At 72.9% G+C, this 16,373-nt stretch carries 11 protein-coding genes and 1 pseudogene; 6 read left to right on the top strand and 6 right to left on the bottom strand.

The window, feature by feature from the left end; all coding sequences use genetic code 11:
* Window positions 1–47 precede the first annotated feature (47 nt).
* Window positions 48–920, top strand: coding sequence for a LysR family transcriptional regulator (locus tag AF1_RS22965; protein WP_067803011.1), 873 nt, complete (start codon window positions 48–50; stop codon window positions 918–920).
* A 97-nt stretch (window positions 921–1,017) separates the two neighbouring features.
* Here AF1_RS22965 and AF1_RS22960 read toward each other — a convergent pair whose 3' ends face one another.
* A complete protein-coding gene (locus AF1_RS22960; RefSeq protein WP_067803003.1) occupies window positions 1,018–1,932 on the bottom strand; it encodes an Lrp/AsnC family transcriptional regulator in 915 nt (304 codons plus the stop codon).
* Window positions 1,933–2,652: 720 nt separating this feature from the next.
* On the opposite strand from AF1_RS22960, the gene AF1_RS22955 reads away from it, so the two are divergent.
* From AF1_RS22955 to AF1_RS22945, 3 genes are all read left to right on the top strand, one after another.
* Window positions 2,653–4,089: a GuaB1 family IMP dehydrogenase-related protein gene (locus AF1_RS22955; protein ID WP_067803000.1), complete on the top strand. Its 1,437-nt coding sequence runs from the start codon at window positions 2,653–2,655 to the stop codon at window positions 4,087–4,089.
* Between the two features lie 188 nt (window positions 4,090–4,277).
* Window positions 4,278–5,750 (top strand): LCP family protein, encoded by a 1,473-nt coding sequence (locus tag AF1_RS22950; RefSeq protein WP_067802997.1) that lies wholly within the window; start codon window positions 4,278–4,280, stop codon window positions 5,748–5,750.
* 62 nt (window positions 5,751–5,812) lie between these two features.
* Entirely contained in the window at window positions 5,813–6,871 is a 1,059-nt protein-coding gene (locus AF1_RS22945; protein WP_067803030.1) for an enolase C-terminal domain-like protein, read from the top strand.
* A gap of 21 nt (window positions 6,872–6,892) precedes the next feature.
* Here the strand turns inward: AF1_RS22945 and AF1_RS22940 are convergent, their stop codons facing one another.
* From AF1_RS22940 to AF1_RS22920, 5 genes and pseudogenes are all read right to left on the bottom strand, one after another.
* Complete coding sequence (locus tag AF1_RS22940) at window positions 6,893–7,834, bottom strand: RDD family protein (RefSeq protein ID WP_067802994.1); 942 nt, start codon at window positions 7,832–7,834, stop codon at window positions 6,893–6,895.
* 208 nt (window positions 7,835–8,042) lie between these two features.
* Window positions 8,043–9,196 (bottom strand): annotated as a pseudogene (locus tag AF1_RS22935) (acyl-CoA dehydrogenase family protein).
* The gene (locus AF1_RS22930; RefSeq protein WP_067802992.1) at window positions 9,193–11,154 is read right to left on the bottom strand and encodes an acetyl/propionyl/methylcrotonyl-CoA carboxylase subunit alpha; all 1,962 of its coding nucleotides are present in this window, start codon (window positions 11,152–11,154) and stop codon (window positions 9,193–9,195) included. Before AF1_RS22930 ends, AF1_RS22935 begins: the two are co-directional and overlap by 4 nt.
* A 7-nt stretch (window positions 11,155–11,161) precedes the next feature.
* On the bottom strand, window positions 11,162–12,754 hold the full coding sequence (locus tag AF1_RS22925) for an acyl-CoA carboxylase subunit beta (RefSeq protein WP_174548886.1): 1,593 nt from the start codon (window positions 12,752–12,754) through the stop codon (window positions 11,162–11,164).
* Window positions 12,751–14,499 (bottom strand): acyclic terpene utilization AtuA family protein, encoded by a 1,749-nt coding sequence (locus AF1_RS22920; RefSeq protein ID WP_067802981.1) that lies wholly within the window; start codon window positions 14,497–14,499, stop codon window positions 12,751–12,753. Before AF1_RS22920 ends, AF1_RS22925 begins: the two co-directional genes overlap by 4 nt.
* Before the next feature lie 101 nt (window positions 14,500–14,600).
* Between AF1_RS22920 and AF1_RS22915 the strand changes: the two genes are divergently transcribed.
* Both AF1_RS22915 and AF1_RS22910 read left to right on the top strand, forming a co-directional pair.
* Window positions 14,601–15,209, top strand: a complete 609-nt coding sequence (locus AF1_RS22915; RefSeq protein WP_067802978.1) for a TetR/AcrR family transcriptional regulator — start codon at window positions 14,601–14,603, stop codon at window positions 15,207–15,209.
* A gap of 142 nt (window positions 15,210–15,351) precedes the next feature.
* A complete protein-coding gene (locus tag AF1_RS22910; protein WP_067802975.1) occupies window positions 15,352–16,152 on the top strand; it encodes an ArsR/SmtB family transcription factor in 801 nt (266 codons plus the stop codon).
* The last annotated feature ends 221 nt before the right edge of the window (window positions 16,153–16,373 follow it).

The raw sequence follows: 16,373 nt of genomic DNA, 5'->3' as shown, positions 1-16,373 counted from the left end.
CCGGCTATGTCCAGGCCCCGAGCGGTTCGTTGGCATACGGTCGGGACATGAATCTGCGGCAGCTGCGCTATGTCGTGGCGACCGCCGACCACGGCACGATGACGTCGGCGGCCCAGGCTCTCTACGTGGCTCAGCCCGCGCTGTCGCGGGCCGTCCGCGAACTGGAGCGCGAACTCGGCGTGGAGTTGTTCGCCCGGTCCGGCCGCGGCGTCGCCCTCACCGACGTCGGTGAGCAGGTCGTCCGGCAGGCCCGTATCGCGCTGGGCGCCGTCGAGGCGATCGAGGGGCTGTCGGTCACCCGGGCCGACGGGCGCGGCGCAGAACTGCGCATCGCGGTCACCGCATCGCTGGAGCCGGAGCTGACCGGCCGGCTCGTCCCCCGCTTCGCCCGCCACCAGCCGGCCGTCCGGGTCCGGGTGCTCCGCTGCGCGGACCGCGACCAGGTCGCGGCGGCGCTGCGCACGGGCCGGGCCGACCTCGCGCTGACGGATCTGCCCGTCCCCGGCGACATGACCGCGCACCCGTTCGAGCAGCGCGAGGTGGTGCTGATCTCGCCGCCCGCGCTGAAGGTCCGCGAGCCGGTGCCGCCGGCCGCGCTGGACGGCATGCGGCTCGTGCTGCCCGCCCGCGGCGGCGCCCGCCGCGCCGAGATCGACGCGGTCCTGCGCCGCATCGGCGCGACGCCCGTTCCCGCGGTGGAGTCCGACGAGCGGAGCGCGTGGCTCGGCTGGGTCCGCGCCGGCATGGGCTCCCTGCTGTGGTACCGCAACCAGATCGACGACACCGAGGGCGTGACCGTCCGATCGTTCATGCCGCCGATCGTCCGCATGATCGGGCTGGTGCACGCGCACCGCCGGCTGCCGCCCGCCGCCCGCGACTTCCTGACGTTCGCCAAGGAGGCGGGCCGCGACGCGCGCTGAGCCCGCCGGTCCGCGGGGTGGGCCGGGTGTCCGCCCGGATGCGGGACATGCGCCGCCCCGGCCACGGCGGGCACCGTGGCCGGGGCGGCGGTTCCGATCAGAGCAACCCGTTGAAGGGATGCTCGGGGAGTTCGACGGCGTAGGACTCCTTGATCACGTCCAGGTGATGCCAGGACTCCCGGACCGTCGCACCGGGCACGGACCGGACGGCGTCGAGCACGGCCACCAGCTCCCCGCGGGAGGCCGCCTCGGCCTGCCCGACGATGTCGTAGCGGCCGAAGCCGGTCGCCAGGTAGCGGATGCCGTCCTGGGCGGCGACCGCCTCGGCGACCTTCCGCAGCCCGCCGGTCACCACCAGGCCGAACCCGCCGAGCTCGGCGGCGCCGAGGGCGAGCGGATCGGCCAGCCCGGTGACCTGGATGACGCCCGTGCGCATGAGCCTGACCACCCGGGCCCGGGTGGCGGCCTGCGACAGGCCGATGACGTGCGCGAGCCGGGTGTAGGGGGCGCGCCCGTCGCGCTGCAGCTCGTGCAGGAGCCGCCAGTCGATGTCGTCGAGGCTGACCTCGCCGAGCTCGCGCACCACCGCATGCGTGTCGCGCACGGTGGACACCGACCGGAACACCTCCGCCGCGCGCACGCCGGGGACGGACCGGATCAGGTCCACCTCGGCCGCGAGCGTGGCATCGTCGCGGGTGCGCACCTGCGCGACCAGGTCGTACGGGCCCGCGGTCAGCGCGGTGAAGCTGACGGCGGCCCGCTCCGCGATGACCGTGGCCACCTCCCGGGAGGAGCCGTCGACGGTGACCGAGACGTGCCCGATCGCCTCCGCCCCGACCACGGCCGCGTGCACGATGCCGACCACCCGGACGACCTGCGTTTCGAGAAGGTGCTGTACCCGTGCCCGCACGGCCGTGCGGGAAAGCCCGACCCGGTCGGCGAGCGCCTGGAACGTCGCCCTCCCATCCCGCTGGAGCTCGCGGACGAGCACGGCGTCGACCGCATCCAGCACGGCTCTCCTCCTCGACATGTGATGAATCGTTTTGCCAGCAACTGCAAGATCATTCCATTTCAGGACGGTATGACGTCAAATATTGATCTTGCCTGTGTTCGCCATGCCCGGTGGCCGTTGAAGCGTCGGCGACCGGTTCGGCCCGGCGACGTTTCCGGCGCCCCGAAAACCGGTACGGCAGCGCAACGCTGCCGCACCCGGGCCGGGCGCACGGCGAGCCCCGCCCGGGGCGGGGGGCGCGCGGGGTGGTGATGATCACTCCGGCGGGCACTACGCGGGACGCGGCGCGGCAGGGGCGGCGCACGGCGCGAGCGGGCACGGCCGGCCGGGCTCACGTGCGTGGCCTGCATGCGCTTCTCCCGGTGTTCCGCTGTCACGCCCCTTACGGCGGGTCTGCCGTCCGCGTGCGATACATGTAAAAAAAGTGCATCGTGGGCGCAGTTACGTCAAGAGGTAACTTTACAGAGAGCCAAGCCCCACGTTGCATCGTTTTCCATACGCTCGGGGAGTTCGTTTTCGTTATGCCAGGAAGAGGGCCGGATCAGCATCGCGGATCGGCCGGTCGCGCCCCGGGGACACAGAGTCATCACCCCTGGGTACGGCCTCGCGGGCCACGGACCCGGGCGATACGGGGCGGGCTCGACCGGACCATAGCCGGGCATGGCCGAGAATGTACGGTGGTCCAGCCACTCAGATCCGCGATTGGTGTGTTGTACAGCCGTGCGCCTGCTGAACGGTGAGCGTTCCGCTCACGACCTCACCTACAACGACGTCTTCATGGTTCCCCGCCGCTCCTCGGTCGGGTCGCGCCTGGACGTCGACCTGTCCACCTCCGACGGCAGCGGGACGACGATCCCGCTCGTGGTCGCCAACATGACGGCCGTGTCCGGCCGCCGGATGGCCGAGACCGTCGCCCGGCGCGGCGCGATCGCGGTGCTGCCGCAGGACATCCCGGCCGACGTGGTCGCCGAGGTGATCGGCTGGGTCAAGGGCCGCGACCTGGTGGTGGACACGGCGATCCGGCTGGACCCCTCCAGCACCGCCGGGGACGCGCTGGCGCTGCTGCCCAAGCGGGCGCACAACGCGGTGATCGTCGTCGCGGACGACCGTCCGGTGGGCGTGGTCACCGAGGCCGACTGCCAGGGCGTCGACCGGTTCGCCCAGCTGCGCGACATCATGTCCCGCGACCTGGTGACGCTGCCGGCCGGCGTGAACCCGCGGGAGGCGTTCGACCGGCTGCACGAGCGCGGGCACCGCCTCGCCCCCGTCGTCGACGCCGAAGGCCGGCTCGCCGGCGTCCTGACCCGGACCGGCGCGCTGCGCGCCACCCTCTACCAGCCCGCCGTGGACGACGCGGGACGGCTGCGGATCGCCGCGGCGGTCGGCGTGAACGGGGACACCGCGGGCAAGGCCAAGGCACTGCTGGACGCGGGCGCCGACCTGCTCGTCGTCGATACCGCGCACGGCCACCAGGACAAGATGATGAGCGCGCTCGCCGCCGTCCGCAGCCTGGACCCGCCCGTCCCGGTCGTGGCGGGCAACGTGGTGACCGCCGAGGGCACCCGGGAGCTGATCGAGGCGGGCGCCGACATCGTCAAGGTCGGCGTGGGCCCCGGCGCGATGTGCACGACCCGGATGATGACGGGGGTGGGCCGCCCGCAGTTCTCCGCCGTGCTGGAGTGCGCCGCGGAGGCGCGCCGGCTCGGCCGGCACGTGTGGGCCGACGGCGGGGTCCGGCATCCGCGCGATGTGGCCCTGGCGCTCGCGGCCGGCGCCGCGAACGTGATGGTCGGGTCGTGGTTCGCCGGCACCTACGAGTCGCCCGGCGACCTGCAGCGGGCCGCCGACGGCCGGCTCTACAAGGAGAGCTTCGGGATGGCGTCGGCGCGGGCGGTGCGGCTGCGCACCGCCGAGGACTCCCCGTTCGACCGTGCCCGCAAGGCCCTGTTCGAGGAGGGCATCTCCACCTCCCGGATGTTCCTGGACCCGCGGCGTCCCGGCGTCGAGGATCTGATCGACCAGATCGTGGCGGGGCTGCGCAGCTCGTGCACCTACGCGGGCGCGCGGACGCTGGAGGAGTTCCACGAGCGGGTGACGGTCGGCATCCAGAACCCCTCGGGGTTCGCCGAGGGCATGCCGCTGTCCACCAGCTGGTAAAGATCACGATCCCGTGATGATCGCGTCGGTTCCCCAAAACCGGCCGGATTGCCTATCCTGAACACCAGTTGCCTCAGTGGCAACACCCGCTCGCATGCGGTCGACTCCCACGCAACCTTTGCCCGGTTCAGCGCGTCCATAATGTGAGCCGGGGGCTTAAAACACCGTGGGTGGGAATCGGAGCGTACATGGGTCGGACGCGAAGTCGGCATACGCGGGAGAAGGACGAGGACGGTTCCTCCGGCGGGGCGCGGGGTCTTCCTCGCGCGCTCGCACTGACCCTCGCGTCCGCCCTGGTCTGGGGCATCGCCCACTTCGTCACCGGCCGCCGGATCGCCGGCGGGCTGCTCCTGGCCCTGTACGCGGCGCTCACCGCGGTCGCGGCGGGCGCCGCGACGGTGTACCGCTCGGACCTGCTGCATCTCGCCGTCCAGCCGGACGTGCTGCAGCGCCTGTCCGCCGCGCTGGTCGCGCTGGGCGTGCTGTGGATCCTCGTCGTGATCCGCTCCTACCAGCACCTGCGGCCGCCGCAGATGGCGCTCAGCGCCAAGACGCTCGGCGCCGCGTCCGTCGCGGTGATGTGCTTCGGCGTCGCGGTGCCGGTGGCGTGGTCGGCGCACAGCACCTACGTCTACCGGGACGCGCTGACCAGCATCTTCCGCACCGGCAGCCAGAACGGCAAGCGCGTCGACACCGAGGACCCGTTCAACGGGCAGTCCCGCGTCAACATCCTGCTGCTCGGCGGGGACGCCGCCGCCGACCGCACCGGCGTGCGCACCGACAGCATGACGCTGGCCAGCGTGGACACCAAGACCGGCAACACGGTGCTGCTGAGCCTGCCGCGCAACCTGGAGCACTTCCCGATGCCGCCCGGCCCGGCCCGCGACCGGTTCCCCTACGGCTTCACCGGCGACGGCCCGCTGAACCCGGGCCTGCTGAACGAGGTGTACGAGTACGCCGAGCAGCACCCGGACGTGGTGCCGGGCGTCCCGAAGAACCACCGCGGCCCCGAACTGCTGAAGGCCACCATCGCCGGTGTCCTCGGGCTGCGCGTCGACTACTACATCCTCGTCGACATGTTCGGGTTCGCCGACATCGTCGACGCGATGGGCGGCGTCAAGATCAAGGTCACCGAGCCGATCCCGTACGGGCTGCAGGGCTCGGTCCTGCAGCCCGGCGACCGGAAGCTGAACGGCAAGGAGGCCCTCTGGTACGGGCGGTCGCGCACCAACAGCAGCGACTACGTCCGGATGGGCCGGCAGAAGTGCCTGATGCGCGCGATCGCCGAGCAGGCCGACCCGCAGACCGTCCTCACCAGCTTCGACAAGCTCGCCGCGGCCGCCAAGCGGACGCTGTCGACCGACATCCCGCAGGAACTGCTGCCCGCGCTGATGAAGCTGTCGAACAAGGTCAAGGACGGGGCGCAGATCCGGAGCCTGCAGTTCGTGCCGCCGCTGATCTACACCGGGAACCCCGACTTCAAGCTGATCCGCAAGCTGGCGTCCGACGCGGTCAACACCGATCCGCGCCCGGCGAGCGCGGCGCCGAGCGCCGGCGCGTCCCCGAAGGCGTCCAAGAGCCCGTCCCCGAACTCGCCTGACGGCAGCGCCTCACCCAAGCCCGACACCAAGCCGGTGTCGCTGGAGGCCAGCTGCCCGTGACGAGCGGCGTCCGGCCAGGTGGATCATAGAGGGAGACGACCTCTGCGAAAGGGCGGGTGCGGGTGCCTGTGATCCAAGGCTGCGACGCCTTCCATGTGGCGATGCCGCGCGGACGGCGGCCGGAGAGCGTCCTCGTCCGCCTCACCGGCGGCGACGCGGTCGGCTGGGGCGAGATGGCCGTCCCGGCCGGGGCCGCGCATCCGGGCGCGGCCTGGGCGGACATCGAGAAGCGGATGGGCCCGGCGCTCATCGGGCTCGACTGGGAGCGTCCGGAGGACGTGTCCGCCGCCGCCGACCTCGGCGCGAACGAGGCCGCCGCCGCGGTCGACACGGCCTGCTGGGACCTGTGGTGCCGGACGCGGGGGCTGCCGCTCGCGCACGCGCTCGGCGGCACCCGCACGTCCATCGTGACGGGCGCGCGGATCTCCCCGGAACCGGTGCTGGACACGGTGACGGCCCGCGTCAACAGGGCCGTCGGGGCGGGCCACACCCGCGTCACGCTGGACATCCGCCCCGGCTGGGACATCGAGCCCGTCCGCGCGATCAGGCAGGCGTACCCGGCGCTGGCGCTCATCGCGGACGCGGGGCACGCCTACACCGAGTCGCCCGAGCATCTGGCGGTGCTGGAGGCTCTGGGCGGCTACGGCCTCGCCGCGATCGAGCGCCCGTTCCCCGCCGGCGACCTGGCCGCGCACGCCCGGCTCCAGCGGCGGGTGGGCACGGCCGTCGCCCCGGCCGTCGGCGACCTGGAGACCCTCGACGCGGCCCTGTCCCTGAACGCGGGCCGGGCCCTGCATCTGCGGCTCGACCGGCTCGGCGGGCTGACCGCGGCCCGCAGCGCCCACGATCTGGCGTACGCGGCGGGGTGGGACGTGTGGTGCAGCGGGTGCGGCGCGTTCGGGATCGGGCAGGCCGCCGCCGTCGCGCTCGCCAGCCTGCCCGGCTGCACACTGCCGAGCGATGTGTCCGACCCGGCGGGCGGGCCGGTGTTCGTGACGCCACCCGTCCGCTCCTCCGGCGGGGTCGTGGGCGTCCCGCTCACCCAGCCGGGTCTCGGCCACGAGATCGACGAGGCGCGCATCGAGCGGCTGGCGATCCGCCGGATGCGCCTGCCGGCCTGACGCCCGCCGCCGTCCAGACCGCTACCGCTCCCCCTCGCGCGGCGCGTACCACTGCGGGTCCGCGTGGCCGGACCCGTACGGATCCGGCCGGGCGTAGGGGTCGTAGTGCGGCGCGGGCGGCGGGATGGCCGGCGGTTCGGGTTCCGGCGGGATCGCGGGCCGTTCGCGGGCCGCCCGGCGTTCGCCGTAGGCGTTCTTCAGGCGCCCGCCGAACCGCCTGCCCATGTCCTGCACCTGCCGGGTGCGGTCCGACTGGAGCGCGCGCTGCACGCGTTCGGCCTGGGCGAGCCGGGCGGCGTTGTCGCGGACGGCCTGGCCCGCGGCCTGGCCGGCCACCTGGCCCGCCGCCTGCGTGCCGTCCCAGACGACGGCGGCGCCCTGCCGGGCGGCCTGCGCGGCCCGGCGGTAGCCGCCCGCGCGGACCAGGGTCGTGCCCGCCACGAGGTCCGCGAGGGTGCGGCGGGGCCCCACCAGCGCCGGGGCGCTGTTGGCCAGGAAGACCGCGACGGCCGCCAGCCATGTCAGGACCGCGAAGAAGAACAGGCCGTGCAGGAGGAGTATCCAGGCGGTGCAGTACAGGCCGGTACCGCCCGCCGTGGTCGCCAGGGAACGGCGGAACGCGCGGGACTTGGTCGCCGCCGTGTTGTCGAGGCGGAGATCCAGGACGGCCTTGCCGAGGGTTCTGCCGGTCCAGGCCAGCCCGGCGAACTGATGCAGGAACTCGACCAGCACGAGGAGCAGCAGCGCCTGCTCGACCGCGCCGACGACGTCCTGCCAGAGGCCCATGCCGAAGTCCTCGGCGGCCTTCTGGACGTCACCGCCGGTCAGCAGCAGCCCTCCCGCCGCGGACAGCGCGTCACCCCACAGGCCATCGCCCAGGAGCCCGTTGAGCCGTCCCCACGTCATCATGGCGAGGAGGAGGGCGGCACCGACGAGAAGGGCGGTGTCCAGTCCCCAGGCCATGAGACGGCGGCGGCGCGGTGCCGCGGCGGCCTGTGGCGGCACGGCGGCGGGCGGGGGGAACGCGGGCGAGGGAAACGGCGGTGGAACGGGCGGAGGGACTGGCGGAGGGCCGTACACGGACGTCCTTCGAGTTCGCGTTGGGGTTGATCGGGAGCGCTGAGCTGTCAGGAGTGTAGGGCGCGCACCGTCCCCGCCGCCGGAAATGACCTCAATAGGACTTGGGCAGGCCCAGGGAGTGCTGCGCGACGAAGTTGAGGATCATCTCGCGGCTGACCGGGGCGATGCGCATCAGCCGGACCACACCGGCGAGCATCCCGACGCCGTACTCGGTGGTGAGGCCGTTGCCGCCGTGGGTCTGGATGGCCTGGTCGACGCAGTGGATCGCGGCCTCGGCGGTGGCGTACTTGGCCATGTTCGCGGCCTCGCCCGCGCCCATGTCGTCGCCCTCGTCGTACAGCCAGGCGGCCTTCTGCGCCATCAGCCGCGCCAGCTCCAGTTCGATCTTCGCGGCGGCGAGCGGGTGCGCGAGGCCCTGGTGCGCGCCGATGGGCGTCTTGAACACCTGCCGGTCCCTGGCGTAGGCGGTGGCCTTGCCGAGGGCGAGGCGGCCGATGCCGGCGCCCATCGCGGACGCCATGATCCGCTCGGGATTCAGGCCGGCGAACAACTGCAGCAGCCCGCCGTCCTCGTCGCCGACGAGCGCGTCGTACGGGAGCCGGACGTCGTCGAGATGGCAGATGAACTGCTTCTCCGGCGACACGATCTCCATGTCGATGGGGGTGTGGGTGAAGCCGGGCGTGCCGGTCGGGACGATGAACAGCGACGGCCGCAGGTTGCCCTTCGGTCCTGGGTGCGGGAGACGAACAGGACGGCGTCCGACTCGTCCACTCCGGAGATGAACGTCTTCTGCCCGTTCAGCACCCAGCCCGCGCCATCGCGGCGCGCGGTGGTGGTGATGCGATGGGAGTTGGAGCCGGCGTCGGGCTCGGTGATCGCGAACGCCATCTTGACCGAGCCGTCGGCGAAACGGGGCAGCCAGTGCTTCTTCTGGTCCTCGGTGCCGGACCGGGCGATGATCGTCGCGCAGATCGCCGGGGACACGACCATGAGCAGCAGCGGGCAGCCCGCGGCGGCCAGTTCCTCGCACACGGCGGCGAGGTCGCCGATGCCGCCGCCTCCGCCGCCGTACTCCTCCGGCACGTTGACGCCGAGGTAGCCGAGCCGTCCCGCCTCGGCCCACAGCTCGCCGGTCTTCTGCCCGGCCTTGGCCTTCTCCACGTAGTACGAGGACCCGTACGCGGCGCCCAGTTCGGCGACGGCCGCGCGCAGCGCCCGCCGTTCCTCGGTCTCGACGAAGCTCATGCGGATTTCCCTTCGATGACGGCGAGGACGGCACCGGACTCGACCTGCTGTCCCGCGGCGACGTTCAGTTCCGTGACCGTCCCGGCGGACGGCGCGGCGATGCGGTGCTCCATCTTCATCGCCTCCAGGACGACGAGGGTCTGCCCTTCGGCGACGTCCGCGCCCGGTTCGGTCTCGACGCGGACGACGGTCCCGGGCATGGGGGCGAGGAGGGAGCCGGGGGCGATCCGGCCGCTCGGGTCGGCGAAGCGCGGGACGGCCGTGAGCGTCACCGGGCCGAGGCGGGAGTCGACGTGAACAGCGTCCCCGGCCGTGGCCACGGTGAAGGTCTCGCGGAGGCCGTCGTGGCCGAGGACGACCCGGTCCGGCGTGGCGGCGATCAGCGACGTGCCGGGGCAGAGCCCGGAGGTCAGGACGCCCCCGTGCAGGTGGTAGTCGACGTCGACCGTCCCGTGCGGGCCTTCGAACGTCCTGCGCTGCGGCTGGGACCGGACGTTGCGCCACCCGGACGGCAGCCCGCCGAGCACCGGGGCGGCGGACCGGTTCGCGGCGGCCAGCGCGAGCGCGGCGGCCAGCGCGGACACCCGCACCGCCGCTTCGCCCGCCAGCGGCTTCGCCAGGGTGTCCAGGCCGGTGCGGTCGAGGTAGCCGGTGTCGGTGTCGCCGTCCAGGAAACCGGGTTCCTCCAGGATCCGGACGAGCAGGTCCCGGTTGGTGCTGAGGCCGTGGATGCGGGCGCCGCGCAGCCCCGCCGCGAGCCTGCGGGCGGCGGCGGCGCGGGTCGGCGCCCACGCGATCACCTTGGCGAGGATCGGGTCGTAGTGGACGCCGACGTCGTCACCGCTCTGCACGCCGCTGTCGAGCCGCAGCCCGTGCCCGGCCGGGACGGCGAACTCGGCGTCCACGTCCGGCACCTCGAAGGTGTGCAGGGTGCCGCTGGCGGGCCGCCAGTCGTGCGCGGGGTCCTCGGCATAGAGGCGGACCTCGATGGCATGGCCGCGGGGTTCGGGCGGGGCGGCGGGGAGCCGTGCGCCTTCGGCGATCTCGATCTGCAGCCGGACGAGGTCCACCCCGTAGACGCATTCGGTGACGGGGTGCTCGACCTGGAGGCGGGTGTTGACCTCCAGGAAGTAGAAGCGGCCGTCCCGCGCGAGCATGAACTCGACGGTGCCGGCGCCGGTGTAGCCGATGGCGCGGGCCGCGTTCGCCGCCGCCTCGCACAGCCGGGCGCGCAGGTCCGGGCCGACGGCGGGGGACGGCGCCTCCTCGATGATCTTCTGGTGGCGGCGCTGGATGGAGCATTCGCGTTCGCCGAGCGTCCAGACGGTGCCGTGCGCGTCGGCGAGGATCTGCACCTCGATGTGCCGCGCGTCCTCCAGCAGGGGCTCGCAGAACACGGCCGGGTCGCCGAACGCCGACTCGGCCTCGCGGCGCGCCCCCGCGACGGCGTCGTCGAGTTCGCCGGGGGCCCGGACGATCCGCATGCCGCGCCCGCCGCCGCCCGCGGACGCCTTGACCAGCAGCGGGAAATCGGCGTCCGCCACCCGGGCCGGGTCGAGCTCGGGCAGCACGGGGACGTCGGCGGCGGCCATCAGCTTCTTCGCCTCGATCTTGGAGCCCATGGCGGCGATCGCGTCCGGCGGCGGGCCGATCCAGGTCAGGCCCGCGTCGAGGACGGCCCGCGCGAAGCCGGCGTTCTCCGACAGGAACCCGTAGCCGGGATGGACGGCGTCGGCCCCGGCGCTCGCGGCGACCGCGAGGAGCCGCCCGGCCGCCAGGTACGTCTCGGCGGGGGACGCTCCGGGAAGCCGCCCGGCGACGTCCGCCTCCCGGACGTGCGGCGCGTCCGCGTCGGGGTCGGAATGGACGGCGACCGTCCCGATGCCGAGGTCCCGGCAGGCCCGCAGGACGCGGCGGGCGATCTCGCCCCGGTTGGCGACCAGCACTCTGTTGATCATTTATCGCTCACATCCGGAAGACGCCGAAGCCGTCGGCTCCGCGCACGGGCGCGTTGTGGACGACGGACAGGCACAGGCCGAGGACGGTACGGGTGTCGCGCGGGTCGATCACACCGTCGTCGTAGAGCCGTCCCGACAGGAAGAACGGCAGCGACTCGGCCTCGATCTGCGTCTCGACCATCTCCCGCATCGCACGGTCCTGCTCCTCGTCGTAGGCCTGCCCGCGCGCCTGCGCCGCCTGCCGCGCCACGATCGACAGGACGCCCGCGAGCTGCTGCGGGCCCATCACCGCCGACTTCGCGCTGGGCCAGCTGAACAGGAACCGGGGATCGTAGGCCCGGCCGCACATGCCGTAGTTGCCCGCCCCGTAGGAGGCGCCCATCACGATCGAGATGTGCGGGACCTTGCTGTTGGCCACCGCGTTGATCATCAGGGCGCCGTGCTTGATGATGCCGGCCTGCTCGTACTCCTTGCCGACCATGTAGCCGGTCGTGTTGTGCAGGAACAGCAGCGGGGTGTCGCTCTGGTTGGCGAGCTGGATGAACTGCGCCGCCTTCTGCGCCTCCTCGCTGAACAGGACGCCCTGCGCGTTCGCCAGCACCCCGATCGGGTAGCCGTGGACGCGCGTCCAGCCGGTGACGAGGCTCGTCCCGTAGAGCGGTTTGAACTCCTCGAACCGCGACCCGTCGGCGATCCTGGCGATGACCTCGCGGGGGTCGAACGGGACTTTCAGGTCGTCGGGCACGATCCCGGCCAGCTCTTCCGGGTCGTAGCGGGGCTCCTCGACCGGGCCGGGCGGCGGGCCGGGCTTGCGGTGGTTGAGGTTCTTGACGATCTGGCGTCCGAGGCGGAGCGCGTCCGCCTCGTCCACGGCCATGTAGTCGGCGAGGCCGGAGGTGCGGGCGTGCATTTCCGCGCCGCCGAGTTCCTCGTCGTCCGCCTCCTCCCCCGTCGCCATCTTCACCAGCGGCGGCCCGCCGAGGAACACCTTCGCGCGCTCCTTGACCATGACCACGTAGTCGCACATGCCGGGGATGTAGGCGCCGCCCGCCGTGGAGTTGCCGAACACGAGCGCGATCGTCGGGATGCCCGCCGCGGACAGCCGGGTGAGGTCCCGGAACATCCGCCCGCCGGGGATGAAGATCTCCTTCTGCGTCGGCAGGTCCGCGCCGCCCGACTCGACCAGGTTGATGACCGGCAGCCGGTTCTCCAGCGCGATGTCGGACGCCCGGAAGCTCTTCTTCACCGTCCAGGGGTTGCTGGACCCGCCGCGCACCGTCGGATCGTTCGCCACGATCATGCATTCGACGCCCTCGACGACCCCGATCCCGGTGACGACGCTCGCGCCGACGGGGAAGTCGCCGCCCCACGCGGCCAGCGGGCTCAGCTCAAGGAACGGCGAGTCCGGGTCGAGCAGCAGCTCGATGCGCTCCCTGGCCAGCATCTTCCCGCGCTTGCGGTGCCGGGCGAGGTATTTCTCCCCGCCCCCTTCCAGCGCCTTGGCGTGCTCGGCGTCCAGGGCCGCCAGCTTCTCCAGCATGGCCGCGCGGCGCTCCGCGTACTCCGGGCTCCGCGTGTCCAGCGTGCTCTTGAGGGTCAAAGAACTGCCTCCGGAATGTCGACGAGGCGGGACCGCAGCCACTCCCCGAGCGCCTTGCCCTGCGGGTCGAACCGGGTCGAGGCCGAAACGCCCTCCTGTAGCAGCCCTACGACGACGAAGTTGACCGCGCGGAGGTTGGGCAGGACATGCCGCTGGACGGGATGGTCCCGGGTCTCGGGCAGCAGTTCCCGGAACCGCTCAGTGGTGAGGAAGGGCTCCAGCCAGGCCCATTGGGCATCGGTCCGCGCCCAGACGCCGATGTTGGCGTCCCCGCCCTTGTCTCCGCTCCGGGCCCCGGCAACCCGTCCGAGGGGCGCCCGGACCACCGGTCCCCGCGCGTCCGGGAGCGGGTTCTCCCCAGTTCCCGGTGCGGCCTCCCCCGCGTCGGCGGCCGCTCCGCGGCCGGCGGGTTGCGCCGCCGTGACGGGCGCCGGCGGGATGGAGACGCGGGTGCCCTCGGAGGTGACGGCGACGTGCTCGACCACCTCGTTCGGCACGAAGGCGGGCGTGTAGACCCCGTACGGGCTTCCCTTCCCCGGCGGGGACGTCATCGTGAAGCCCGGATATCCGGCGAGGGCCAGTTCCACCGCCGCGTTGCTGAAGGTGCGGCCGACCTTGTTCGGGTCGGGATCGAGGGCGGCGCAGCGGAGCAGGACGGTCGCCTCGCCCTGCGTGGCCGGGTCGGGGGCGGCGGAGCCGATGAGCGTCCACTCCAGACGGGACGGCGGGGCACCGCCGAAGGCGGCCTCCATCTGGGTCTTGACCCCCTCCGCCTTGGCCTCGATGCCCAGCCCGGTGAGCACGAACGTCATCTCGTTCCGGTGACCGCCGAGGTGGTTCAGGCAGACCTTCGTGGCCGGGGGCGGCGGAGTCCCCCGGACACCGCTGATCCGCACCCGGTCCGGCCCGTCCTGCGCCAGCTCGATCGTGTCGAAGCGCGTCGTCACGTCCGGCCCCGCGTAGGACGGCCCGCCGATCTCGTACAGGAGCTGTGCCGTGACGGTCCCGGTGGTCACGGCGCCGCCCGTCCCGTCGTGCTTGGTGATCACGCTGGAGCCGTCGGCGTGGATCTCGGCGATGGGAAAGCCCGGCGCCTTTACGTTGTAGATTTCTTCAAAGAACGCGTAGTTGCCGCCCGTGGCCTGCGTCCCGCACTCCAGGACGTGCCCGGCGACGGTCGCGCCCGCCAGCGCGTCCCAGTCGTCCCGCGCCCAGCCGAAGTGCGCGGCGGCCGGTCCCGCCACCAGCGAGGCGTCGGTGACCCGGCCGGTCACCACCACGTCGGCTCCGGCCCGCAGGCACTCGGCGATCCCCCAGCCGCCCAGGTAGGCGTTGGCGGTGAGCGGCGGCCCGTGACGCGAGCCGGCGAGACCGAGCGCATCGGCCCGGGCCAGCAGGTCGTCGCCCTCCACATGGGCGACGCGGACATCGAGCCCCAGCCGGGACGCCAGTTCCCGCAGCCGCTCCGCCAGCCCGCGCGGATTGAGCCCGCCGGCGTTGGTGACGATCGTCGTGCCGCGCTCCACCGCGAGCCCGAGGGACTCCTCCATCTGCCGCAGGAACGTGGCGGCGTACCCCGCGTCCGGGTCCTTCATCCTGCCGCGGCCCAGGATCAGCATCGTGAGCTCGGCGAGGTAGTCGCCGGTGAGGACGTCCAGCGGCCCGCCCTCCAGCATCTCCCGCACCGCGGAGAAGCGGTCGCCGTAGAAACCCGAGGCGTTACCGACCCGCAACGGTTGGCTCATGGGTGAACCCTGCCAGTCCGGACGAAAAAAATCAATCGCGCATGATTGTTTCTTGCCGCGATCATTTGGTTGACTGGAGATCCACCCGAGCCAAGGAACCCATGACCGCCCAGGCACTCCCCCGCGAACCGCAGCAGGACCGCAGCCGCGCCACCCGCCGCCGCCTCCTGGAGGCCGCCATCGGCTGCCTCGCCTCCGTCGGCTGGGCGGGCACGACCGTCGCGGTGGTCGCCGAGCGCGCCGGCGTCTCCCGGGGCGCCGCCCAGCACCACTTCAGGACGCGGGAGGAGCTGGTGACGGCGGCGGTCGAGTACGGGTCCGAGGTGCGGATGGCCCAGATGCGCGAGCGCCTGGACGCCCTCGCCGACCACCGTCCCTCCACCCGGGACGTCGTGACCCTGCTCGGCGAGATGTACACGAGCCCGCTGTTCCGCGCCGCGCTGCAACTCTGGGTCGCGGCCAGTTCCGACGACCAGCTCCGCGCGCAGGTCCTCCCGCTCGAAGCCCGCGTGGGACGCGAGGCGCACCGCCTCACCGTCGAGGCCCTCGGGGCGGACGAGGGCGTCCCCGGCGTCCGCGAGACCGTCCAGGCGACCCTCGACCTGGTCCGCGGGCTCGGGCTGGCCGACCTCCTCACCGACGACTCGGCCCGCCGCGCCCGCCTCCTGAACCAGTGGGCCGCCACCCTCGACCAGGCCCTCGGCCGCTGACACCCGGCTTCTTCCGGCACACCGCCCGGACGGCCACCCGCCACAGGGGTCGCCGCCGCCGGCGATGAGACGACGACCCGGATGGGACAGCGTTCCTCCGCCACGGTTGACATGTGACCTTTTGGTCACCTATTTTCGAGGTGTGGACGACGACGATCTGGCGTTCAAGGCGCTGGGCGACCCGACCCGGCGGTTCCTGCTCGACCTGCTGTTCACCCGGGACGGGCGGACGCTCGGCGAACTGGACTCCGAGGTCGAGATGACCCGGTTCGGGGTCGCCAAGCATCTGCGGGTTCTGGAGGAGGCCGGGCTGGTGGTCACGCGCCGCTCCGGCCGGGAGAAACTCCACTTCCTCAACCCCGTGCCGATCCGGCTGATCCACGACCGGTGGATCGGCAAGTACACCGAGCGGCCCGTCGCGGCCCTCACCGATCTGAAAACGGAACTGGAGCAAACGATGACCGAGGCCCCCGCCGAGCCCCGCACCGTCCGTGTCTTCCGCGTCCACATCAAGGCCACCCCGCAGGCCATCTGGGACGCCATCACCAAGCCCGAGTGGGCGGTCAGGTACGGCTACCGCGCGCCCATCGAGTACGACCTGCGGCCCGGCGGCACCTGCCGCGGTCTGGCGAGCGAGGAGATGAAGGCGGGCGGCGCCCCCGATGTCATCGTCGACGGCGAGGTCATCGAGGCGGACCCGCCGCGGCGGCTCGTCCAGACCTGGCGGCCCCTGTTCCTCGGGGAGGACTTCACCCGCCTCACCTACGAGATCGAGGACGGCGGCGACGGCGTCTGCGCGCTCACCGTCACCCACGACGTCACCGGCGCACCCGCGACGGACGCGCAGATCTCCGGCGAGACGCCCGAGGCGGGCGGCGGCTGGAGCCTCATCCTCAGCGACCTGAAGACCCTCCTGGAGACCGGCGAACCCCTGTACGCCTGACCCCTTCCCACCCCCGCGGTCCGGGGCGCTCCACCCCGGACCGTCCCATCCCACGGGAGCTGTCATGCGCCCCACGCCGACCGCCGCACCCCGGCCCCGCACCGCGCAGGGTCCCACCCGCTCCACCCGCGCCCTGCTCCTCGGCGGAGCCGCCGCCGGACCGCTGTTCGTGCTGACGATCCTCGGCCAGGCCCTCGGCCGCGACGGCTACGACGCCGCCC

It is taken from the genome of Actinomadura formosensis NBRC 14204, from assembly GCF_001552155.1.
GTDB lineage: Bacteria > Actinomycetota > Actinomycetes > Streptosporangiales > Streptosporangiaceae > Spirillospora > Spirillospora formosensis.
The sequence above is the reverse complement of the archived record's forward strand: the minus strand, read 5'-3'. Positions and strand labels throughout refer to the sequence as shown.

What these genes read in the sequence shown, in the direction of transcription:
- AF1_RS22965 (WP_067803011.1), top strand. Translation starts at nt 48, where the DNA reads ATGAATCTGCGGCAGCTGCGCTATGTCGTGGCGACCGCCGACCACGGC.
- AF1_RS22950 (WP_067802997.1), top strand. Translation starts at nt 4,278, where the DNA reads ATGGGTCGGACGCGAAGTCGGCATACGCGGGAGAAGGACGAGGACGGT.
- AF1_RS22940 (WP_067802994.1), bottom strand. Translation starts at nt 7,834, where the DNA reads ATGGCCTGGGGACTGGACACCGCCCTTCTCGTCGGTGCCGCCCTCCTC.
- AF1_RS22930 (WP_067802992.1), bottom strand. Translation starts at nt 11,154, where the DNA reads ATGATCAACAGAGTGCTGGTCGCCAACCGGGGCGAGATCGCCCGCCGC.
- AF1_RS22920 (WP_067802981.1), bottom strand. Translation starts at nt 14,499, where the DNA reads ATGAGCCAACCGTTGCGGGTCGGTAACGCCTCGGGTTTCTACGGCGAC.
- AF1_RS22915 (WP_067802978.1), top strand. Translation starts at nt 14,601, where the DNA reads ATGACCGCCCAGGCACTCCCCCGCGAACCGCAGCAGGACCGCAGCCGC.